The 23,209-nt window shown below is 34.5% G+C and carries 22 protein-coding genes; all 22 read right to left on the bottom strand.

Annotated elements, in window-relative coordinates:
* Nucleotides 1–145: 145 nt before the first annotated feature.
* Nucleotides 146–811 carry a DNA repair protein RecN gene (locus MWH25_RS02075; RefSeq protein WP_248625301.1) on the bottom strand — a complete coding sequence of 222 codons (666 nt, stop codon included), beginning with the start codon at nucleotides 809–811 and terminating at the stop codon, nucleotides 146–148.
* A gap of 1 nt (nucleotide 812) precedes the next feature.
* Nucleotides 813–1,073: a hypothetical protein gene (locus tag MWH25_RS02070; RefSeq protein ID WP_248625299.1), complete on the bottom strand. Its 261-nt coding sequence runs from the start codon at nucleotides 1,071–1,073 to the stop codon at nucleotides 813–815.
* Entirely contained in the window at nucleotides 1,060–2,532 is a 1,473-nt protein-coding gene (locus tag MWH25_RS02065) for an AAA family ATPase (protein ID WP_248625297.1), read from the bottom strand. The genes MWH25_RS02070 and MWH25_RS02065 overlap by 14 nt, the downstream gene beginning before the upstream one ends.
* A 3-nt stretch (nucleotides 2,533–2,535) precedes the next feature.
* Complete coding sequence (locus MWH25_RS02060) at nucleotides 2,536–3,501, bottom strand: metallophosphoesterase family protein (RefSeq protein WP_248625295.1); 966 nt, start codon at nucleotides 3,499–3,501, stop codon at nucleotides 2,536–2,538.
* Between the two features lie 13 nt (nucleotides 3,502–3,514).
* Nucleotides 3,515–4,153: a RecX family transcriptional regulator gene (locus MWH25_RS02055; RefSeq protein WP_248625293.1), complete on the bottom strand. Its 639-nt coding sequence runs from the start codon at nucleotides 4,151–4,153 to the stop codon at nucleotides 3,515–3,517.
* A gap of 50 nt (nucleotides 4,154–4,203) precedes the next feature.
* Nucleotides 4,204–5,277 (bottom strand): recombinase RecA, encoded by a 1,074-nt coding sequence (recA, locus tag MWH25_RS02050; protein ID WP_248625290.1) that lies wholly within the window; start codon nucleotides 5,275–5,277, stop codon nucleotides 4,204–4,206.
* A 318-nt stretch (nucleotides 5,278–5,595) separates the two neighbouring features.
* Nucleotides 5,596–6,999: a metallophosphoesterase family protein gene (locus MWH25_RS02045; protein WP_248625288.1), complete on the bottom strand. Its 1,404-nt coding sequence runs from the start codon at nucleotides 6,997–6,999 to the stop codon at nucleotides 5,596–5,598.
* 371 nt (nucleotides 7,000–7,370) lie between these two features.
* Entirely contained in the window at nucleotides 7,371–8,606 is a 1,236-nt protein-coding gene (locus MWH25_RS02040; protein WP_248625286.1) for a competence/damage-inducible protein A, read from the bottom strand.
* 182 nt (nucleotides 8,607–8,788) lie between these two features.
* Nucleotides 8,789–9,439: a phosphate signaling complex protein PhoU gene (gene phoU, locus MWH25_RS02035; protein WP_248625284.1), complete on the bottom strand. Its 651-nt coding sequence runs from the start codon at nucleotides 9,437–9,439 to the stop codon at nucleotides 8,789–8,791.
* Nucleotides 9,440–9,468: 29 nt separating this feature from the next.
* A complete protein-coding gene (gene pstB / locus MWH25_RS02030) occupies nucleotides 9,469–10,233 on the bottom strand; it encodes a phosphate ABC transporter ATP-binding protein PstB (protein ID WP_248625282.1) in 765 nt (254 codons plus the stop codon).
* A gap of 17 nt (nucleotides 10,234–10,250) precedes the next feature.
* A complete protein-coding gene (pstA, locus tag MWH25_RS02025; RefSeq protein ID WP_345947213.1) occupies nucleotides 10,251–11,102 on the bottom strand; it encodes a phosphate ABC transporter permease PstA in 852 nt (283 codons plus the stop codon).
* Between the two features lie 71 nt (nucleotides 11,103–11,173).
* The gene (gene pstC, locus MWH25_RS02020) at nucleotides 11,174–12,031 is read right to left on the bottom strand and encodes a phosphate ABC transporter permease subunit PstC (RefSeq protein ID WP_345947212.1); all 858 of its coding nucleotides are present in this window, start codon (nucleotides 12,029–12,031) and stop codon (nucleotides 11,174–11,176) included.
* Nucleotides 12,032–12,263: 232 nt separating this feature from the next.
* Nucleotides 12,264–13,202: a PstS family phosphate ABC transporter substrate-binding protein gene (locus MWH25_RS02015; RefSeq protein ID WP_248625276.1), complete on the bottom strand. Its 939-nt coding sequence runs from the start codon at nucleotides 13,200–13,202 to the stop codon at nucleotides 12,264–12,266.
* 153 nt (nucleotides 13,203–13,355) lie between these two features.
* A complete protein-coding gene (locus tag MWH25_RS02010; protein ID WP_248625274.1) occupies nucleotides 13,356–14,099 on the bottom strand; it encodes an EAL domain-containing protein in 744 nt (247 codons plus the stop codon).
* A 63-nt stretch (nucleotides 14,100–14,162) separates the two neighbouring features.
* Entirely contained in the window at nucleotides 14,163–14,966 is an 804-nt protein-coding gene (gene phnE, locus MWH25_RS02005; protein ID WP_248625272.1) for a phosphonate ABC transporter, permease protein PhnE, read from the bottom strand.
* On the bottom strand, nucleotides 14,959–15,729 hold the full coding sequence (phnC, locus tag MWH25_RS02000; protein ID WP_248625269.1) for a phosphonate ABC transporter ATP-binding protein: 771 nt from the start codon (nucleotides 15,727–15,729) through the stop codon (nucleotides 14,959–14,961). Before phnC ends, phnE begins: the two co-directional genes overlap by 8 nt.
* Nucleotides 15,730–15,801: 72 nt before the next feature.
* Entirely contained in the window at nucleotides 15,802–16,707 is a 906-nt protein-coding gene (locus MWH25_RS01995; RefSeq protein WP_248625267.1) for a phosphate/phosphite/phosphonate ABC transporter substrate-binding protein, read from the bottom strand.
* Nucleotides 16,708–17,025: 318 nt separating this feature from the next.
* Nucleotides 17,026–17,907 carry a PHP domain-containing protein gene (locus MWH25_RS01990; protein ID WP_248625265.1) on the bottom strand — a complete coding sequence of 294 codons (882 nt, stop codon included), beginning with the start codon at nucleotides 17,905–17,907 and terminating at the stop codon, nucleotides 17,026–17,028.
* Between the two features lie 336 nt (nucleotides 17,908–18,243).
* Nucleotides 18,244–20,010, bottom strand: a complete 1,767-nt coding sequence (gene pnpS, locus MWH25_RS01985) for a two-component system histidine kinase PnpS (RefSeq protein WP_248625263.1) — start codon at nucleotides 20,008–20,010, stop codon at nucleotides 18,244–18,246.
* Between the two features lie 12 nt (nucleotides 20,011–20,022).
* Nucleotides 20,023–20,718 (bottom strand): response regulator, encoded by a 696-nt coding sequence (locus MWH25_RS01980; protein ID WP_248625261.1) that lies wholly within the window; start codon nucleotides 20,716–20,718, stop codon nucleotides 20,023–20,025.
* 444 nt (nucleotides 20,719–21,162) lie between these two features.
* Nucleotides 21,163–22,659 (bottom strand): AAA family ATPase, encoded by a 1,497-nt coding sequence (locus tag MWH25_RS01975; protein ID WP_248625259.1) that lies wholly within the window; start codon nucleotides 22,657–22,659, stop codon nucleotides 21,163–21,165.
* Nucleotides 22,660–22,671: 12 nt separating this feature from the next.
* Nucleotides 22,672–23,193: a hypothetical protein gene (locus tag MWH25_RS01970; protein WP_248625257.1), complete on the bottom strand. Its 522-nt coding sequence runs from the start codon at nucleotides 23,191–23,193 to the stop codon at nucleotides 22,672–22,674.
* Between the last annotated feature and the right edge of the window lie 16 nt (nucleotides 23,194–23,209).

The raw sequence follows: 23,209 nt of genomic DNA, 5'->3' as shown, positions 1-23,209 counted from the left end.
ATATCTCGATTATTAATCTTAAAATCAAAGTTGCTATTTTAGCTTTGTAGGGCCAACCTATAGTCAATCCAATTCTGAGTCTTATAAATAAAGTCCCAAAATAAAAAGTACTCTGCTTACATTTTATCTTTTTCATCTAACTATGTCAAGATATAATATCAGTTGTTACCTGGCTTTCTTCTCCCGCCAATTCTACTCTAAATGATTTATCAGCTACTTGGCTTAAATGGCACTGGTGAGTTACAACTATAACTTGTCTAGCAAACATCTCACTTACTTTCTTTAAAAATTGGGTTACATTAACAATATACTCCTCACTGACATGCTTAGCCGGCTCATCCAAAACTAGAGGACCAACCAATGGTGGATGTTGATAGGACTGCAAAATAGCTACCCGTAAAGCCAACGAAACCACATCGACTACTCCCCCACCTCTAGCATCTTGAGGTTTATTTCTTAATTTATAATCTCCCCGTTGAGAGAGAACATAAAATTCAGCCCAAGGTCGATTTCTATGGTTTTTAAGCTCGATTTCAAAGCTGAACTCCTCTCCAAATACATACTGTAAGGCTTGGGTTACTAAAGCCTCTATCTGTTGCTTAGCCTGTTCCCTAGCATACTCTGAAGTCTCCTGTAATAAGACATTAACCTTATCTAATAGATCTCGCTCAACTTTAATCTGCTCTAAGTCATCTTTTTTCTGTTGCTTTACTTCCAGAAGTTGCTCTTTTTTTCCTTGCCGGCGATTATAATCAGACTTTTTCTGCTGCAGATTAACTTCTAATCTATCTAAGAACCCTTCAACCTCCATCTTAGCTCACCTTGCCTTGCAAAATATCATCATCTGGTAATAATTGATCTGCTTCAGCAAGTAAACTCTCCAATTCCCCTTCCAATTTTTCAATCTCTTGCTCTAAATTTTCAGGTTCTATATCATACTCCTTAATTTCTTCTAATAATTCTTGCTGCTGTTTCTTCAACTCCTCCATTCTAGTCTCAGCTTTCACCTTCAGATTTTTAGCAGTATTTAATCGCTTCTTTAATTTATCAATTTCAGCTTTATACTCTTCCATCTTGATCCCCCTTATACTTATAATTACTAACAATTCCCTTAATCACCTGCTGATCAACAGGATTAAAGCAGGTTGGACATTTACCCATTGCTTTTAATTTTTTACTATACTTTATTACTAATTCTTGATTCTCTTGCTTTCTTTGCTGTAATTCCTCTTTGGTCTCATTAATTCTACTTGTAATATTCTCTTTTCTAGTCGCCAAATCATTTAATTGCTCTAATTTTTTATAATTTTGTACCAATCCATTCCCAACTCCACTTAATAGTTCAGCTGCTGGTAATAAATCAAGTAACTTTTGTTCCTGCTCGATTAACCCTTCAATTTTAGCTAAATTACCTTTAAGTTGTAATAATGATTCTATCTTCTTACTATTTACTACTAGTTTCTTATCTAAAATTTGACTACTTTTCTCAATTCCACCCATCTGTTCAATTAAATTTTTATTCTGTTCTATCTGATCATTAATTCGATCATACTTAGTTAAAAATCTCTTGAATTGATAATATCGATCCTGCTTTTGTTGTAATTGCTCATGAATCTGCTCAATGTGGTTAATTCCTTTAAATTTCTTTAAATAATTAACCCCATACCCCAATTTGTACTCTACCTTATCTTGCCGCTTAACTAATTGCTTTAGTACTCGCAATTGCTCTATTTTAGCTACTATTTTATCATACATATTATCTATCTTTGCTAAATTACCTAATTTTTGATTAATTTTTTCCCATTTGTTTAATTCTTGATTAATCGAATTTATTCGCTGGTGAATAGTTTTAAATTTTTTTAATTTGTTATTAACTTCCTTGATTCGAACTAACAATTGCTCTTGCTGTTTAATTTCCGCGGCTAAAGAAGGTAAATCACTAAATTCTTCTAACTTATTGTCAAGCTCTACCAACTCCTGCTCAACCCTCTTTTGCTCCTGCTTTAATTCTCTTAGATCTTTTCCGGTATCTCTAATAGCAGCATCAACAATATGTACCTTAATCAATCTACCCAATACCTTGGCCCTGGTCGAACCACTGGCATTTAACAAAAAAGCCCCGTCCAATTGATAATCTAAATTCAATGTTGTTTCCAAATCACTATCAAGTTCAATTTTAGGCATTCCATGTATATCTTTTACCTCTTGAGGCACCTTACTTCCTATCTTTTCAAAGACATGGTTTTCTCCAGTAGGAGTAATCACTTCATACCTATTCTCCTTTTTAGTCCTTTTTCTAGTAATCTTAAAGTCATTGTTCAATTCTATAGTCACTTGGCAAGCATTAGTACCTGTTCTAATAAAATCGGTTCCGCGGGGCTCATTATATAAGACCCATCTTAAAGCTCTAATAATAGCTGACTTCCCTTGGTCTGAAGGACCTGTAATTACATTCAAACCCTCCTCAAACTCCAACCTAGAATCAGCGTGAGATTGAAAATTCTTAATCTCAATCGCCCTTATCTTCTGCATCAATTATTCACCTCCTAGCCTCTCTTGTGCTTGACTGATTCTTTCTCTTGCTTCAGCAACCACTTCTGATTCTAGCTGATGATTAGTAGCCAGTTCATCCAGAATATCAGTGCTAGAAAAGACCTTAAACTCCTCAGTTGCTCTAACTTCCCGAATAAAATTAGCCAATTTTTTCTCCCTAAATTTAATATCTTCAATCTCACTTCTATCTAAAACTTCCTCCCCTTTAAGAGCAGTTTCTAATTCTCTTAACTGAATATCGACATCTTCTTTAAAGTCAACCAGTGCTATTTGAGGCTGTCTATTAATCTCTTTTAAATCAGCGCTAACACGCACTAAGGCCCCTGGATTTAAAAATTTCTTCCCCTCAAATTCAAGTTTATCAAAGCCTAAATGATAATGCCCAACAACTGTTAAATCAGCTTCAGTCTCAACATCTTCAATTAAGGTATAACCTTGATCAAAAAAAGGCTTCTTCAGTAACATCCCATGAACTAAATGCAAAGCATAATCTACATCTTTTGCTTTTTCAACACTATAAGCAGTTGTATCTTTACAGTCAACCTCATAATCAAAGCTCTTACCGGTCAACTGCAAATCAATCCCATCTTTGCTTAACAAGATAGGCTCTTCTGATACCAAATTAACAACACCTGAAGCAACTAATACTCCTAACATCGTTCGTGGTAGAGTCTCAGGATTATGACCAAATAAATCATGATTCCCAGCTACCAAATAAATTGGGACAGGATAACTACACAACACCTCGATAAACTCATTGACTACAGAAGGAGCTGTATCAGGTCGATCAAATAAATCCCCTCCATGCAAAATAAAATCAACCTCTTCCTCAACCGCTATCTGCCCTACTTCCTTTAATTTTTTAAGTAGTGTTTCCTTAAAGTTATCCATTCTGCGACTAGGAGTCGTTCCTCTAATATGGGTATCGGTCATTATCAGTAACTTCATCTCACTCCCCCTTTCAGCCAATCTCTAACTTATCTAACACCAAGTTAACCGCTTCAAAAGAAAAACCCTTTCGCTTTAATACTTGTCCTAATTTATACCTCTGCTCTCTAGAGTCCAATCCTCGATAGCGATCACTCTTCTTTCTAGCCAATTCAAAAGCAAGTTCACATTCTAATTCAAAATCATACTCCTTACTTAGTTCTTCTTCTATAATATTAGTAGCTACTCCTTTTTCCTGTAACTGCCTTTTTATTCGCCACGGGCCAAACTTCTTCCGCTTGCGATCTTTAATCCAATTATTAGCAAACTCTCGATCATCAAGATAGTCTAATCTATTTAAAACTTCAATCACCTGTTCAATCACACCAAACTCAAACCCTTTGCGGGCCAATCTATCCTCCAACTCCTGTTGGCTACGTTGGCGATATGACAATAAATTAAAAGCAGCTTGCTTAGCCTGTAATAAATTTTCTTCATCTAATAGTTGATTTAATAAATCTTCCGTTACCTGATCGCCAACATTTAATTTCAACTTATAGATCAACTCTGCATTGATCCCCACTAAAAATTGATGATCTAAAAAAATAGAACAACGCTCTTGATTATTCTTCTGCTGCTCTATCTTTGTAATCTTTCCAATTGAATTCATCATTTACTACCCCTCCACAACCAAAAGACCCTTCATGATGAAGGGTCTTTTCTTTAAGCAGATTCCTTTTCTAATTGCTCATCTTTTTCTTCTTCTTTATTATCCACCAACTCCACATCAGAATCTTCTTCAGCAATTAAACCTAATTTAATTTTGATCTTTTCTGCTACCTCTTCCATTATTTCTGGGTTTTCTTCTAAAAATTCCTTAGAGTTTTCTCTTCCTTGGCCCAGTCTGATGTCATCTCCATAAGAGTACCAAGAACCAGCTCGGTCAATCACGTCATATTCTACTCCCATATCTAAAATACAACCAGATTCAGAGATCCCTGTTCCATACATAATATCAAATTCTGCTGTCTTGAACGGAGCGGCAACCTTATTTTTAACTACTTTAGCTTTAGTACGATTACCTTTATAGTCATCACCATCTTTAATTGTCTGTCTTCTTCTAATATCTAACCGAACTGAAGAATAAAACTTAAGAGCTCGTCCTCCAGAAGTCGTTTCTGGATTCCCAAACATAACTCCTACTTTCTCTCTAATCTGGTTAATAAAGATACAAGTACAATCAGATTTACTCAACACCCCTGACAACTTCCGCATTGCTTGTGACATCAAACGAGCCTGTAATCCAACATGAGCATCTCCCATTTCACCTTCAATTTCTGCTTTAGGTACTAAGGCTGCCACAGAGTCAATAACTACTAAATCAACTGCTCCACTTCTTGCTAATGCTTCACAGATCTCTAAGGCATCTTCACCAGTATTAGGTTGGGAAACTAATAATTCCTTAATATTGACCCCTAAATTCTTAGCATATTTAGGATCCAAAGCATGTTCAGCATCAATAAAAGCTGCTACTCCTCCTTCTCTCTGCACCTCAGCAATCATATGTAAAGCTACAGTAGTCTTTCCGGAGGACTCAGGGCCAAAGACCTCAACAATTCTTCCCCTAGGAATTCCACCTACTCCTAAGGCAACATCTAGCGAAAGGGCTCCTGTCGAAATGGTCTCTACATCCATCTTCTTAGCATCGCCTAACTTCATAATTGAACCTTTACCAAACTCTTTCTCAATCTGATTTAATGTCCTCTCTAACGCTTTCTTCTTTTCATCTATTGCCATACTACTTCACTCCTTTTATTTCTCAAACTTTTTATAAGCTACACATTAATTATAAGTTATCTAGATCTGAAAATCAATCTTAAATTCACAGCTTCATCTCACTTAAGCTGGTATAAATTGGCCCTCTTGCAGTTAATTCACTCTTGATTATAGAAATCTGCTCCACTTTCTGTCTAGCATTAAGATGAAAATCATAAGACTTAACCCAGTTAACACGTTGTGAACAATCTCATAGCATATTTTTAGTCTTTTCTAACTTTTGCTGAACATTCTTGCTAACTCTAGTGCAATAAAGACTCTCACTCTCCCCACTTCCAATTAATCTCCAATCAATTTTCTCTCCATAATAAAACCACCATGACGATCATAAAGCTTGATAATATCAACTATGTCCAATCTATATTGATCTTCTTCCGTTAAATTATAATGTAATAAAGCTACAGAGTAAGGAATCCCTTCCTCATGTTGTAACCCTCTAAGTCCAGCTGCTCCTGTCGTTCCTGCATTAATAATCGTCGTTCCCTGCTCTTGAGAAATATTAAAAGTATGGGTATGACCATGTAATAATAGTAAGAGAGGAACTTCTCCTATGAGTGGATCTGCTATTCCCAACTGATGAGTCATTATTATATCAGGAATATCTTCCTGCTCATATACTAACTCCTTTAATTTATGTTGGTACTTCTCTATATCTTCTATCTCAGGACTAATCTCATTACTCTCAGCGGCAGGATCAGCTATGCCTGCAATAGTCAGATCACTTACTTCTACCACTTCATTATCTAAAACAATTACATTTTCAAATTCTTTCATCTTGTTAATGATAGTCGGCGAATCATGATTCCCTCCTATAAAGACATAAGGCAGATCTAGCTCCTCAATCCTAGTTAATAATCCTCCTTCTAAAGGTGTTCCATAATCAGTAATATCTCCCGTATCAACCAAGAGATCAACACCAAAACTATTAGCAATCTGGAGTACAAATTGCAGACCAACAGGATTATTATGGATATCTGATAAATGCAGCACCTGCAGATCACTAACTTGCTGGGCCAATGGCTGTAAAGCTTCAATTCTAGTAAATAATTGAGACATATTAGAGGCAATCAACTCAAATTCAGAACCTAATTGTTCAATATTCTCTAACCCTTCTTGTATCAGACCAACCATCCACGGAGCAGCTTCTAACATTCCTTCAAAATGGGGATCATCAAAAGCTGTTAGATCGTAAGTATGGTACGTTCCTACATAAAGAACCGAAACAATTACAATTGCTACCATTATCCCAATCAAAACTGAATTAATAGAGATCCCTCGCAAACTAGCTCCAACTATCCCACCTAAAATTGTTATCAGGGCCAACCTAAGAGCAAACAAATCTAAAGTTGCTTTAGCCCGCCTTCTCATTAACTCTAATAACTCCTCACTATCGGTAACATCAGCAATAATCTCGGCTAATCGCTCTTGATGGATAGCTTCTAAAGTCAATGTCAAATCAAGAGGAGTCAAATGAGTTCTAGCAAATACTTGACCAATCGGGGGAAATTTAATGATAGTAGAAGGAGTTGTCGATAGATTTAAATCAAGTTCTATCTCAAATGCTTCTAATTTATAAGTATCTGAGACTGCAAAGTTTAATAGAAATAAGATAGTTAAGATCGCCAACGCTATCTTATAGATAAGTTCCTTGTGCTTAAAGAAGAATTTTTTACTACATAACATAATTATAGTCTATCCTTTCTACTAAAGATCAGTGTACAGTTTACAGTTTACAGTTAAAAACCTTCCCCCCCTTAAAACTATGTACTCTCTCAGCTAAATTTAAGTCTATCACTACAGTGCTTCGCAGATAACTAAGTTTCTCTACACCCCCGTCTAATTGATAATTGATAGTTAAATTCAAAATCATAAAACCACAAACCCTTAGACCATCAATATTTGCAAAGCCTCTTGAGACTAAATATTCACTCTTCCAATATTTCCTTTTAGCTAAGAGTACTCTATAATTATAAGATTTTTTATTGTTTCAATTGCTTAATTCTTTAATTGTAAATTGTCAATTCTAAATTGTACATTGTACTCTGTCAACTATATTATCTACTAGATTCTAATAATAATTTTAAAGCCTGCTGACTAGTTAAAAACTTCACTCTTTCTCGACCACCCTTAAATTGATACTTATAACTAGTAACATCCTCTTTATCAGCTACAGCAATATAGACTAATCCCACTGGTTTCTGAGGTGTTCCTCCTGTTGGCCCTGCAATTCCTGTAATTGCTAAACCAAGATCCGTCCCCGCTCTCTTTTTTATTCCTAATGCCATCTCTTGAGCAGTCTGGCTACTGACTGCTCCATACTGTCTTAATGTCTCTTCTGCTACCCCTAATAATTCCTGTTTAGCTTGATTGCTATAACTGATTACTCCCCGTTCAAAATAAGCAGAACTGCCTGACACATCGGTCAACCTGGCACCTAATAGCCCACCGGTACATGATTCAGCAGTGGCAAGAGTTAACCCGTGTTCGAGTAATAATTTAGCTACAGCCTCCTCTAACCCTTCTTCATCATAACCATAAACATAGTCCCCTATTCGCTCTTCTAACTCTGCTATTTTTTCTGCAATCATCTGCTCTGCTTCTGCTAAGCTATCAGCTTTGGCTGTCAGCCTTAATTTAACTTCTCCTCGGCTAGCCAAAGGAGCAATAGTCGGATTGGTCTGTTCTTCTAAAATATCAGCTATCTCCTCTTCTAAACTTGATTCACCAATTCCATAAAGCTTCATCACCTTAGATTTGATAATTTCATCATCTAAAATACTATCTTGTAAGTAAGGAATTATCTCTTCTTGGATCATTACTTTCATCTCTTGTGGTACTCCTGGTAAAGCTACAATAATCTTTCCCTCTTGCTCTACTAAGACTCCAGGAGCTGTTCCTTGTGGATTACTAATTCCTTCAGCACCAATCGGTAAATAAGCCTGTTTAAAATTATTCTCAGTCATCTGATAATCTCGTTCAGCAAAGAAATCTTCAATCTCAGTTGCTAGTTGCTCATTTTTTGCTAACTTCACATCTAAAGCCTCTGCTATAGCTTCCCGCGTTAAGTCATCTTGGGTTGGCCCGAGTCCACCGGTCATAATAACTAAGTTGGCCCGTTTAAGGCTCTGCTGTAAAATATCTACAACCCTATCTTTATTATCCCCAACTGTCTGCTTATAATACAGGTCAATTCCTATTCGAGCCAACTGTTGGGCAAGCCACTGCGAATTTGTATCTACAATCTGTCCTAATAACAACTCAGTTCCAATAGCAATAATTTCTGCTTTCATCTTATCCACTCCTCTATATTTAGATATTATTTTTTCATATTATCTAAAACTTATCCTTTATTTTTCTAGGTTCAAATTCAAACTCCTCTATTAAGTCCAACCATTGCTTACTTAAAATTTCACTTTTAACTAAAAAAATCTTAGTCCAGTTTAATACCAGACTAAGATTTAGCTATTGCAGCTTAAAAGGTAACCCTCTCAGCTGTAACTATATAAACAACCTTTTCACAGATATTAGTAACATGATCACCAATTCTTTCTAAATATCTACTAACAAACATTAATTTATTTCCTTGTTTAATAGTTTTTGGATCTTCAATCATATAAGTCAATAATTCTCTAATAATTTGATCATCTAATTCATCAACTTGGTCGTCTTTTCTTCCTACCTCTCTTGCTTGCTCTGCATCTAGATTAACAAAAGATTCTAAAGCCCCTCGCACCATTTGTTGATTAATCTCTGCCATCCGTGGAATATCAATCAAAGATTTAATAAATTCTTCCGCCGACAACTCTTTAGTAATACTAGCAATATTATAAGCTAAATCCCCCATTCGTTCCAAATCAGTAGCTATCTTAGTAATCATTCCAATCTGGCGTAGATCTCTAGCTACAGGTTGCTGTAAAGCTATTAATTTAATACACTTTTTATCAATCTTAATTTCATAATAGTCCAGTTGATCATCATTTTTGATTACTTCCTCGGCTAATTCAACATCTTGTTCCACTAGAGACGTTACTGCCTTATAAATTGTTTCTTCTACTATACTTCCCATCTTCAAAATATCCTGATTAAGCTTTTCTAAATCTTTGTCAAAATTACTTCTTACCATATTTTCAGCCCCTTTCAATCACAATGATATTAACCAAACCTACCTGTAATATAATCTTCTGTCTTCTTATACTCAGGTTTTTCAAAAAGCTTATCTGTTAACCCGTATTCAATCATCTCCCCCATCAGGAAGAAAGAAGTATAATCAGAAATACGAGCAGCCTGCTGCATACTATGGGTTACAATTACAATTGTATAATCCTCTTTTAAATTCTCAATTAGATCTTCAATCTTAGCTGTAGCAATTGGGTCTAAAGCAGAAGTTGGCTCATCCATCAATAAAATATCTGGATTAACTGCTAAGGCACGAGCAATACATAATCTCTGCTGCTGTCCACCAGAGATACCCATAGCAGATTGATCTAATCTATCATTTATTTCATCCCATAAAGCAGCCTTCTTAAGACTATCTTCTACTATGTGATCCAGTTCATCTTTATCTTTAATACCATGTGCTCTTGGCCCATAAGCTACATTTTCATAGATCGATTTTGGAAAAGGATTCGGCTCTTGAAAGACCATTCCTATCTTCTTTCTTAAACCTACTACATCCACTCCTTTATCATAGATATCCTGTCCATCTAATAAAACCTTTCCATCTACTTTTGTACCTTCAATTAAATCATTCATTCGATTTAAAGTTCTTAAAAAAGTTGATTTTCCACATCCAGACGGACCAATTAAAGCTGTTACTTTATTAACAAGTATCTTAAGTGATACACCCTCTAATACCTGAAAATCTCCATAATAAAAATCTAAATCCTCAATCATAAGTTTAATTTGTTCATTAGCCATAAAAATTACCTCCTCAATTATCTATCACTATTTCTAAATTTGGCCCGAATTAAGATAGCACCTAAATTCATAATTAAAACTAAAGTAATCAAAACTAAAGCCGTTCCATAGGCAATTGGTCTTACCTTTTCTATACTATGATGTTGCGTTGATAAAATATATAAGTGATATGGTAATGCCATAAATTGGCTTGATAAAGAGCTTGGTAAACGTGGTAAGGAAAATGCTGCACCTGTAAATAAGATTGGTGCAGTCTCTCCAGCAGCTCTCGATAATCCTAAAATACCTCCAGTTAAAATTCCAGGAATAGCATAAGGTAATACATTAGTTCGAATACTATACCATTTTGATACTCCTAAAGCTAAAGATCCCTGACGATAAGAGTTAGGAACTGCTTTAAGAGCTTCTTCACTAGCTGTAATAGTAACTGGCAAAGTCATTAACCCTAAAGTTAAACCTGCTGACAAAATAGATCTTCCTAATCCTAAACCACTAACAAATAATGCTAAACCAAAGAGCCCATAAACAATTGAAGGAACTCCTGCTAAATTTCTAATCGCCATTCTAATTAACCTAGTTATCTTACCTTTTCTAGCATATTCATTTAAATAAATTGCAGCAAAAACACCTACTGGAAGCGATACAATAGCTGTAATCATCGTTACAAAAACCGTCCCCATAATTGCTGGCCAAATACCACCTTCAGTCATTCCCCTACGTGGTGATTGAGTTAAAAACTCTAAATTAATTACTCCAATTCCTTTAGTTATGATATCATATAAAATAACAGCTAAAATAATTAACATTATCCAACTAGACAACCTTAAAATAGCAAATCCAATCTTTTGTTTTAAATCATTACTTCCCATCTTAACCTGACCAACATTTACTTCTTTCTCTACTTGCTGATTTATATCCTGATTCACTTCACTTTTTTCCATTAATTTTCACCCTCCCCATATTTGTGGAGAACTATATCTGAAACTAAGTTAATCATAAAGGTCATCACAAATAATACAGCACCGACTGCAAATAAAGAGTAATAGTGAGTTGTATTATAAGGTACCTCTCCTAATTCTATTGCAATTGTAGCAGTTAATGTTCTAATTGAACCAAAAAAACTCTTTGGAAATGCGGGAGCATTACCTGTAGCCATTAAAACAGCCATCGTCTCTCCAATAGCCCGACCCATACCAAGCATTACAGCAGCAGTAATTCCAGATAAAGCTGCTGGAAGCGTAACCTTAATTAAGGTATGCCAGCTATTTGTTCCTAAAGCCAAAGAAGCCTGCTTATACTCTTCCGGCACAGAAGAGATAGCATCTTCAGAAATACTAATAATTGTTGGTAAAGCCATCACACCTAATAAGATAGAACCATTAATAGCATTTAAACCATTACTTAAATTAAAGATTCGAGCTATCATTGGCCCAACCATTACAATTCCTAAAAAACCAATTACTACTGACGGAATACTAGCTAACATCTCAATTATTGGCTTTAAAATTTCTCTTTCCTTTGGCTTTGCTACTTCTGCTAAATAAGCTGCACAAGCAATCCCTAAAGGTACAGAAAGAATTAATGAACCAAAGGTAACCATTAAAGTACTAACTATCATACCAACAATCCCATATTCTGGATTAGAATATGAAACTGGGTTCCATCTAGTAGAAGTCAAAAATTCTTTAATACTAACCTCTCTAAAGGTTGGTAACCCTTCACTTAATAATAGATAAAAAATACCTATTAGAACAACAATAGCTAAAACACCATTTGCAAAAAAGAATAATTCAATCATCTTCTCTTTAATTTTAGCTATTTCATCTTTTCTAGAGATCTTACTGCTTTTCAACTAAACCCCTCCCCTTTCATAAGTAACAATTAATAATTCCATAAACGATTATAACAACTCAATATTAAAACCAGATTAATAAAATGTTAAAATTATGTTAACAAAAAATAATATCAGTTAATAATATAAACCCAGTTTATCAGTTGATAAACTGGGCCAAATCTTCAGATTTTACTAATTAGTTTAAAAGTTCATCATTAACACTTTGGAATTCAGGGCTAACTGGATAGAATCCAGCTTCAACTGCTACATTTTGTCCCTCTTCACTTACAATAAATTCGATAAATTCTAAAACAGCGCCAGTAGGTTGACCGTTAAAATAATTATTTAATGGTCTAGCCAATGGATAAGCACCAGTTGCTACATTTTCTGGAACTAATGGACTTGCATATTCAGAATTACTATCTACTGCTACATTTACAACTCCTAATCCACTTCTTTCTTGACCGCCTTCAGTTGCATAACCAATTCCTACATAACCAATTGCAGATCTATCTGCTCTAACTCCTTCTACAATTTGTGCATTACCATTCATTTGGTTTTTAGTATCACAATAATCACCATCTAAAACATTCTCTCTAAAGTAAACAAATGTCCCTGAATTGCTTTGTCGACCATAAAGGCTAATCTCCATATCTGGTCCACCAAGTTCTGCCCAATTAGTAATTTCTCCTCTATAGATTGCACCAATTTCATCAAAGGTTAAATCTTGTACTGGATTATTCTCATTAACAACAACAGCCAGTCCATCCATTGCAATTACTCCTCTATAAACATCTACACCATTTGCAGCTGCTTGCTCAACTTCTGAATCTGTCATATCACGAGAAACATTTGCAATATCAACTTCATTATTAATTAAAGCTGCAACACCTGTTCCAGATCCACCACCAGTTACTGAAATTTCATGCTCACTTTGTTCCATAAATGCTTCTGCTAAAGCCTGACCGATATTAACCATAGTATCAGAACCTCTAACCTGTACATAACCTTGCTCTGCATCATCACTACTAGAAAACCAACCAAAGAAAGCACCTGCTTGTCCTGTAAAACTAAATAATACTCCTAAAGTCAAAATCAATGCTAATGATAAAGCTAAACATTTCTTATTAAACATTTAATCTGCCTCCTTTTTTTATTCTTAAGATTTTAGGGGCAATTATTTTATGTAAACTAATTGCCTTTCCCTCACTCTGCACTTACAAGTATAACACCTCTTTTTTACAATTAGATTAACAGAATGTTAACATTCTGTTAAAACTATTATTTTTTAATTATTAATAATCCCTTTTGCTGGAGGAGCAATAAAATAGCCCTGCCCATAATCAATTCCTAATTCAGCTAATAAATTTAGCTCCTCTTCTCGCTCAATTCCTTCAGCTATTAAAGTAGAATTAACCTTAGTAGCAAAATCAACAATACTCTCTAGCAGGGCCTGTTTAACAAAATTATGATCTATTCCTTGAATTAAAGAACGATCTAATTTTATAAAATTATAAGCAATAGAAACCAGTGACTGCAACCCAGAATGACCAGCTCCAGTATCATCAATAGCTAGTTGATAACCTTGATAGTTATCTAAAGCTAAATTAAAAGCTTCAAAATCCTCAATAGGAGTATGTTCCGTCAATTCTATTACTATATTCTCCTGACTTAACGAAAGTTGATCAATCAATTTCTTAGTTGTTCCTGATCTGAAATTTTGATCCGTCACAACTTGAGGGTCAACATTAATAAATAACTTATAATCAATAGTATTATTAAATTGTTCAAAATTAAGCAAAGCTTGTCTTCGACAGACTTTTTCTAAAGCAAATAATTTATTAGCTTCTCTAGCTACTTTGAATAAATCTAAAGGCTTATGAAGTGGACTATTTACTGGCCCTCGACTTAAAGCCTCATAACCTAATATTTTACCTGTAGTTAGCTCAATAATAGGTTGAAATAAGGTAGTAACTAATTGATATTCAATTATTCTATCTATTTCTTGAGCTAAACTGATCAGATGTGCCATAAATTAACACCTTCTCTTTAAAATTATTCAGGAGCCAATTTGAACTCCTGAGCTAATAATTATTTAAATGAATTTTTTACGAATTCGTGAAGAGGCCTGCTCTACCCCAATAACAAAAGCTAAAATAATCAAAATTATCGTTAAAGCTTCATCATATTTAAATAAAGTCATGGAAGTATTTAACTCAACACCAATTCCTCCTGCACCTACTAAACCTAAAACTACTGCTGAACGAATAGATTTTTCTACTGCAAATAAACTACTCCCTACAAAAGAAGGAAAAGCAGCTGGAATTACAGAACCTAAAATCACACTCACACGTGAAGCACCTGTTGCTCGTAAAGCCTCAATTGGACCAGGTTTTAATTCTTCAACCCGCTCTGAGAAAAATCGACCACAAAAACCCATAACATCAACAATTATTGCTAATATTCCTGCAAAAGGTCCTAAACCAACCGCGATAATAAAGATTAAAGCCCAAACTAAATCCGGCACTGTCCGAAATAAAGCAATTAAAGTTCTTGTAGCGTTACGAATTATAGGATGGGGGCTAGTATTATTAGATGCTAAAAGAGCTAAAGGAAAACTGAATAATATTCCAAAACTAGTTCCTACAACTACAATATTAATTGTTTCTAGCATTGCCTGAACAATTGACCCAAACCGTTCTATATCAGGTGGGAAAGCTCTAGCAAAAAAACTTCCTAAATTAAATATTCCTTGCATCACTCGATCCGAAGTAATACCAGCTGCTACTATCCCCTGAAGGAAGAATATTAAAAATACTAAGCTTCCTAACCAAAACCATAAAGAAGGCTTCTTTAATCGTGCTGGCATATTCACACTTAATTCATTCTGGTTAAGCATAATTTTTAACCACCTTTTCCGCTTCATAAAGCCAATTTAACTCTTTTTTATTAATATTAGCTGCTGATCTATCTAAAGTAAGACTGCCCTTTTGTAGACCAACTAACCGTTCTCCATATTCTAAAGCAAAATCAAGTTGATGTAAGATACACATAACTGTCAATCCCTTTTCTTCTATTATTTCCCACAGCAAGTTCATAACCTCTCTCCCAGCTCGAGGATCCAAGCTAGCTACCGGCTCATCAGCTAATACTATCTCTGGATCTTGCATCAACATTCGAGCAATAGCTACCCTCTGTCGTTGACCACCAGATAAAGTATCAGTTCTTCTATCAGCGAATTCAGCCATACTTACCCTAGCTAAACATTCCATTGCTTTTTCTCGTTCTTCACTAGAAGCAGTTAAATTAAGAGACGACCAAAACCCTTTATTGCTTTGACCTAAATTACCAAATAAAACATTCTGAAATGCACTTAAATTATTGACCAAATTAAACTTTTGAAAAACAACTCCTATTTTTTTTCTGATTTCCTGTAATTGTTTTTTAGAACTAGAGACAATATCTTGATTATCAATCAGTATCTTACCTGAAGTAGCTTTTTCTAAGCCAACTAAACAGCGTAAAAAAGTTGACTTGCCAGATCCATTTGCCCCTAATAAAACAATACCTTCCCCTGATTTTACTTCTAAACTAACATCTTTTAAAGCTGTTTCACCATCCGGATATTGTTTTGTTAAATTTTGCACTTTAATTAAACTCATTTTTTCACCTTCCTATAATAGATTAAAGTAGAGATAGTAAATAATTTCTACTATCTCTATACCTTATTTTATTTAATTTAACAGTCCTAACCGTTCGTAAGCTCTTCGCATTTGTTCATAACTCTCTTCATCAGGAATAATCAATTCCGAATTACTATATTTAGGATTTTCCCCTGTTTCTAACATAGCTGCTACTAATTCATCTTGGTGTTCTAACATCTTCTCTCTAATCTCTTCCACAAACTCATCAGATAGTTCTCTATTGGCAATAAATAAATCATTAGGTAATGGCGCTCCTTTATGAATCAAACGATAAGCATCTTCTCCAGCTTCTTCTTCTAACATAGTATAATCTCTCATTCCGGTAGCTACTGCATCTACATCACCAGTTCTCATTGCTTCTATACGGGCATCATCTAACATTTTAATATCTAAATCTTGATCAAGATCAAAACCATGTTCAATCAAAATTGAGCTAGGCCCAATATGCCCACTAGTAGACCCTACATCTTTCATTGCTAATTTTTTCCCTTTTAAGTCTTCTAGTGTTTCTAATTCACTGTCTGCCGGAACAATAAAAACAGATTTATAACCGCGACCCTTATAACCTGGGCGAGTTAAAGTTACTATCGGCTCTACTTCTACTTCAGAAGTGATAGCAATATACTCAGAAGGGCCAGTTAAAACTATATCCACCTGATTAAACTCTAAAGCTGTAGCTGCTGCCGTTCGATCAGAAACTGTCTGCACTTCAACTTCAACTCCTAAAACTTCTTCCAACTTTTCTTTAAATGGTCCAAAGCGACGATTAAAGTCAGCCATTCCTTCAATCATCGTATCAGCAAATACTATTTTTTCTACTTCCTCTTCTTCACTACTACTAAACCACCCAAAAAATGCTTCTGTCTCTCCAGCAAAACTAACTAAAATTCCTACTGTCAAAATCAATACTAATGATAATGCAATTCCCTTTTTCATAAATAACTTAATTCCTCCTTGAATTTTTATATCTTATCTTTACATTAGTTAGTGTAGCATCTCTTCTTTACAAGAAGATTAAATTAATGTTAATATCTTGTTAATATTAATTTTCTAAACAAGAAAACAGATAGGCAGCTTAATCAAGCCACCTATCTGTTAATATCTCAAGCTATATAAAAACTGAAAAAGAATTCAGTTTTTATAGTGTCAGTAGTCTGTGTCAGTGTCAGTAAAATCAAAAGTATTAAAATTCAAAACCTTTAACAACTTCTATATATATGGATAATTGTAAAAATTAACTCATCTGTTCTAACTTTACTTTTTAGAACTTAATTTCTTTAACTCTTCCACAATACTATAATGGTTAGCATCTATCTCTCCTAACTCTATCTGAGGCTTAAATTGGCCGTGAAAGTCACTACCTGCTGTCACCAATAGCTTCTTCTCCTTAGCCAATTCAAGAAAGCCATCTATCTCTTTTTGACTATGATATGTACTGTAAACCTCCATTCCCTCTAAACCCATTTCAACTAAATCATCAATAATCTCTCCATCATTAAAGGTCAGATTTGAACCAGGATGGGCCAAAACTGCTACACCACCTAGCTCATTAATCAATTTAATTGTATCTCTAGTACTAGGCTTCCAACAAGGAACATAGGCATCACCACCAACAGTAAAATAATCTATCATAAAGTTAAATTTAGGTTGGTTACTCTTTTCACCATTAAGGTATGACTCTAACCTCTTATCATCTTTTGCTTTAGTAAATAAAATTTCAACAATATACTCACCATAAGGTCCACCATTCTCACCTGCATATTCTAAAACTTCTTCAGCAGTGATAGCAAAGCCTAATTGCTGTAATTTTTTAACCCTTCCATAAAACCTCTTCTCTTTTGCCTCATCAATTCCTGCTACTAACTCACTAATCTTTGGAAAATCTAAATTAAGATAATAACCCAATATATGAAGCACTGTATCTTTATAATTAGTATCAAATTCAATTGCAGGAATCACCTCCAATTTATCATCAGCAGTCAACCTTAATGCTTCTTTAGATCCTCCAACAACATTATGATCAGCAATTGCTATAGCAGCAAGACCCTTTTCTTTAGCTTTTTTAATCAACTCTTGAGGCTTAAAATCTGCATCATCACTATAACTACTATGAATATGTAAATCTACCTTCTTCATTTCTCACCTCCACAAATTATTAATTATTATACTATATTAATTAGTATAGCACATTTTTATTACAAGATTTTTAAACCTATGTTAAATTTAAATTAACAAACCTAAAAACTATACCCCCCACAAAAATATTCCCAGTTTGGATTTCCCAAACTGGGAATATTAACGATGTAACATCTATATTACAGGAGGTTAAAAAGTCTAATAACAGAACTATTTTAACAATAAATTAACAAGTTGTTAATTTATTGTTAAAAATAGCTCTCGAAAAGCTAAAGAGCATCCTTAAATAAAGTGCTCTTACGCAAAACATCAATATTTAATTTAAATTCAAGTCAATTACAACGGTAAACTAACGATAAACTTCGTCCCCTGCTCTAACTTACTTTCAACATCAATCTCCCCATTATACTGTCTCACAATATGCTTTACAATCGATAAACCCAATCCTGTACCACCTTGTTTTCTTGTTCGCGCCTTATCGACCCGATAAAACCGCTCAAAAATCCGCTCTAAATCCTGCTCAGGTATTCCAATTCCATTGTCTTCAACTTCTATTATAATTTCATCCTTTTCCAAATAAAGAACTGTTTTAACTTTACCCCCTTGTGGAGTATACTTAATAGCATTATCAAGCAAATTAATTATTAATCTCGATACTTGATCTTGTTTACCTTTAATTATAGGAGCTTCAAAAGGTAGAGAGAGCTTTAAATCTATCTCTTTCTCTTCAGCCTTATTCTTTAATAATGAACTAGCATCTCTAATCACTTCTACCAGATCTACTTCTTGACTAATCCCCAAGTTAGATACTGACTCTATTTTAGATAAATCCAATAAATCGGTAATCAACCTCTCTAAACGACTCGTTTCATCATTGATAATTCCTAAAAAATGCTGAGCTGTTTCATAATCAAGCTTACTATCTACTAAAGTTTCTACATAACCTTTAATTGAAGTTAAAGGTGTCTTTAATTCATGAGAAACATTACTGACAAAATCTCTTCTCATTCTTTCCAGTCGCCTTATTTCAGTAATATCTCGTAAGACAGCAACAACACCTTTAGTTTCTTGATTATCCTTAATAGGAGCCACTTGAACCCTAAAAATTCTCTTTTCTGGTAATAAAATTTCTACTTCTTCTGTTATAACTCTTGCTTGTTGTAACGTTTTTTCTATTAATTCATCTAATTTATAATTTTTAGTGATTTGAATAATCGACTTTCCACTCACCTCTTGCTCTTTAATTCCAAAGATATCTTCAGCAGCAGGATTAAATAAAATAACTTCTTCTTGATTATTAACTGCAATTACCCCATCAGCAATACTGGTTACTATTGCTTCAATCTTATTCTTCTCTGCTGATAATTCATCAATCTTATCTTTAACCCGATTGACCATATGATTAAACATTTCTGCCAATTGCCCTATTTCATCTTTAGTTCTAATCACCAATTTTTGATCTAAAAATCCATTAGCTATCTTTTGAGCAGCTGAAGTTATTCTTTCAATTGGATTAGTAATTTTTTCAGTCATTTTTAACGACAACAGAGTTGAGATTATAATTACTACTACTCCAGCCTGTAATAAAACATTCCAAATCCCTCGAAAGAGTTCTTTTAAATCATTAAGCTCCATAGCTCCTCGTACTATTCCTATCATTTCTCCATCTCTTATAATTGGTAATGCTATATATCTCATTTCAGCATCCAATGTTGAACTATAACGTTCTGTTCTACCAATCTCTTCCTCTAATACCATCTGCACTTCAGGTCGCTGTAAATGATTTTCCATCTTTTGAGGTTCCTCTCTAGAATCTGCCAAAGGAACTCCTTCTGAATCAATAATCGTAAATCGAGTCTCTAATTTATCCCCAAAATTATTGACAGCCTCATTTAAAGAGGTTAAATCTCCTTCTTCAAGTAACGGATTGATAACATCAGTAACTAAATTCATCTTCTTGATCACTTCTTGTTCCATCCACTGAGAAAAGTAATTTTGTAAAGAATGTTGTAAATAATAACCTGCAAATACCATGGTGACTACTAATAAAATTAAATATAAAATTACAATCTTACTTTTAATACTAGAAAGTTTTCGTAACATATCGCTAGCTCCTTATTTTAATTCTTTAAATTTATATCCAACACCTCTAACTGTTAAGATATATTCTTCTTCACTATACTGAGCAATCTTCTTTCTCAACCTTCTAATATGAACATCAATTGTCCTTGTATCACCATGATAATCATAACCCCAGATCTCTGCTAATAAATAGCTACGAGAGAAGACTTGTCCAGGATGCTCAATTAAAATTGATAATACTGCAAATTCTTTAGGGGTTAAATTGAGCTCTTGGCCCTTAATCTTAACTTGATACTTCTCTAAATCAAACTTAATCTCACCTTGTTCTATTAATTTTTGATCTAAATCTAAAATATTACTACTTCGTCGTAAAACTGCCTTCACTCTAGCAATCAATTCCCGAGGACTGAATGGCTTAGTTACATAGTCATCAGCCCCCAGTTCTAATCCTAATACCTTATCAACCTCTTCTCCCTTAGCTGATAACATAATAACTGGTAGCCTCTTTAATTTATCATCCGTTCTGATTTGACGACAAACTTCAAACCCATCAATTTGCGGTAACATCAGGTCCAAAACTACTAAATCAAATTCTTTCTCTTTAACCTTCTCTAATGCTTCAACTCCATCATAAGCAGTTAATACTTGATAGCCTTCTTGTTCTAAGTTAAATTTGATTAATTCAACTATATTCTCCTCATCATCAACGACCAAAACCTTACTTGACATAACTATCACCTACTTATAATTATTTAATGATTATTCGATAAAGGTATTGTCAACTATCTATCTTTTCACCCTTATTATAATCAATTATTGTTCTAAAATCCAATTTTATTGATATTAAGTGGCACTTTTCGTTCGTGAAATAATATGTTTTTGTAGGGGCGACTCCCCGTGGTCGCCCTGGTTTAACATGGGCAGACCTACGAGTCTAAAAATCAAGACTCTTCGTGAAACCCCTACAGGGTTTATCAACCCTTTCATGAAAATCACCCTACCAGTCCTAGAAACCAGGACTGTTCGTGAAAAACATAAAGACCATATCCACAGGGACCTGCCCCTACATGATTTTTTTACTGATTACTTATTCCAAATTCCTAATTCCTGTGGCACGAAAGTGCCACAATATTGTATGTGAAAAAGCAGACCAACTTTTGCAAGTTAGCCTGCTTATGCTACTACTTCTTGTTCAGTTTTCAATCTTGCTCTAAACTCTTCTCCACTAATACTTTCTTGCACCAATAAATCTTCAACAACCTCAGCAATAAACTCTTGATTAGGCAAGATTTCTGCTGTAACTCGTTCTTCTTGTTCAGCAATAATTTCACTCATAGTATCATACAATAACTTTTGCGGAACAGTATCCTTACTTACTACACCTAATTTAGACATTCCTGAAAATACAATCTTCTTAGCCAACTCCATCGCTTTTTTGAAGTCATTAGCTGCACCTGTACTTCGATTCCCTAAAATCTCTTCTTCCACTAAAGAACCAGCAATTAAGACTGCAATCTGATCCTTTAAATAATCAACTGTCTGTAGATAAAAATCATCCTCAGGGTTATGCCTTACATACCCTAATGCCTTTCCTCGTGACGTAATCGTAATATTAGAGACAGAATTAGGATTAACTACTTCTCCTAATAAAGCATGTCCAGTCTCATGGTAAGCAACCCGTTTCAACTCTTCTTCATTAGGACGACGATTCAATTTTTCTCCCATCATTACTTTATCGATCGCTTCCTTAAAGTGTTTCATCTCAATCTCTTCTGCTTCTTCTCTCATTGCCATAATTGCAGCTTCATTAGTCAGATTCTCCAGTTGAGCTCCTGAGAAACGGAATGTCTCTTTAGCAAGTTGCTCTAAACTAACATCAGCTACTAAAGGTTTATTTTTAGTATGAATCTCTAAAATATGCTCTCTTCCCTCTTTATCAGGTAGATCAACCTTTACAATTCGATCAAATCGACCCGGTCGTAATAGTGCATTATCTAAAATATCAATTCTATTAGTAGCCCCAATAACCAAAATATTGACTTGATCATCTACAGAGATCCCATCAAGTTCAACCAGTAATTGGTTTAAAGTTTGATCATATTCCATATGGCTACCATTTTGGCCCCGTTTACCACCTAAAATATCGATCTCATCAATAAAGATAATTGCATTATTCTTCTCTGCTTTCTTTGCCTTATCTCGGGCTTCCTTAAATATCTTTCTCACCCGCTTGGCCCCTACACCAGCATACATCTCAATAAATTCACTTCCCGATGTAGAAATAAAGACAGACTCGATATAGTTAGCTGCTGCTTTAGCCATCAATGTCTTTCCAGTTCCCGGTGGTCCACTCAACAACAAACCCTTTAACGGTCTAATTCCTAACTTCTTGATCTCTTCTTTACTCTTAACAAATTCTAATGCTTCTAATAGTTCATTTTTAGCTGTCTCTTGTCCCCCAATGTCTGCAAAATCTACTTGAGGAACATTTGACTGATCATCATTACCACCTGTGATTAAAAATTTATTTCCCAACTCTTCTTTACCAATAGTTTTAAAGAAGTAATATCCTATTCCACCTAAAAAGACGAATGGAAATAAATTAATCCCTTGTACAGCTAAAAAGATAACAATTGCTAGTCCAATTCCTAAACTGAATTCTTTAACCATCTCTGTCACCTCCTAATCATTTTTTGCCTCTCGTTCTACAACTTTATAAAGTACTGCTTCATCTTCAATTAAAGTTAAATAAATATGCTCACTGTCAACCTGAATTATTGCTTCTTCTAACCCATATTCTTCTCTGTAATTCTCAATTCGCTCAGCTAATTTAACAAACTCACCAGTTGTGATCGCTTCATATAAAGCCAAATCAACTACCTTACTTGTTTGCTCAAGCACCTCCGTTGAATCTGCTTTTAATTCTATTTCATACTCTCGTTCTTCAAAAGTATCATCAACTTCGTCCTTGAGTTGATTAAAGGTCAACTGTAAGTCTTCTACTTCTTGATTTAACAATATCTCCAATCTATATTGAGAATTGCTTTGATTGATTTCAACATTTTCTATACCATCAATTTCCATCAATTGATCAGTCAAATTACGATTTAAACGATAATTATTTACCAAATGATTTCCCAGAAAAAAAACAGCCAATGAAACAATTAAGACACCAACCAATAATTTAAAATTAATCTGTTTCATCTTCTTTCCCCCTTCC

This window comes from Natroniella acetigena (genome assembly GCF_023227745.1).
GTDB classification, from domain to species: Bacteria; Bacillota; Halanaerobiia; order Halobacteroidales; family Halobacteroidaceae; genus Natroniella; species Natroniella acetigena.
The sequence above is the reverse complement of the archived record's forward strand: the minus strand, read 5'-3'. Positions and strand labels throughout refer to the sequence as shown.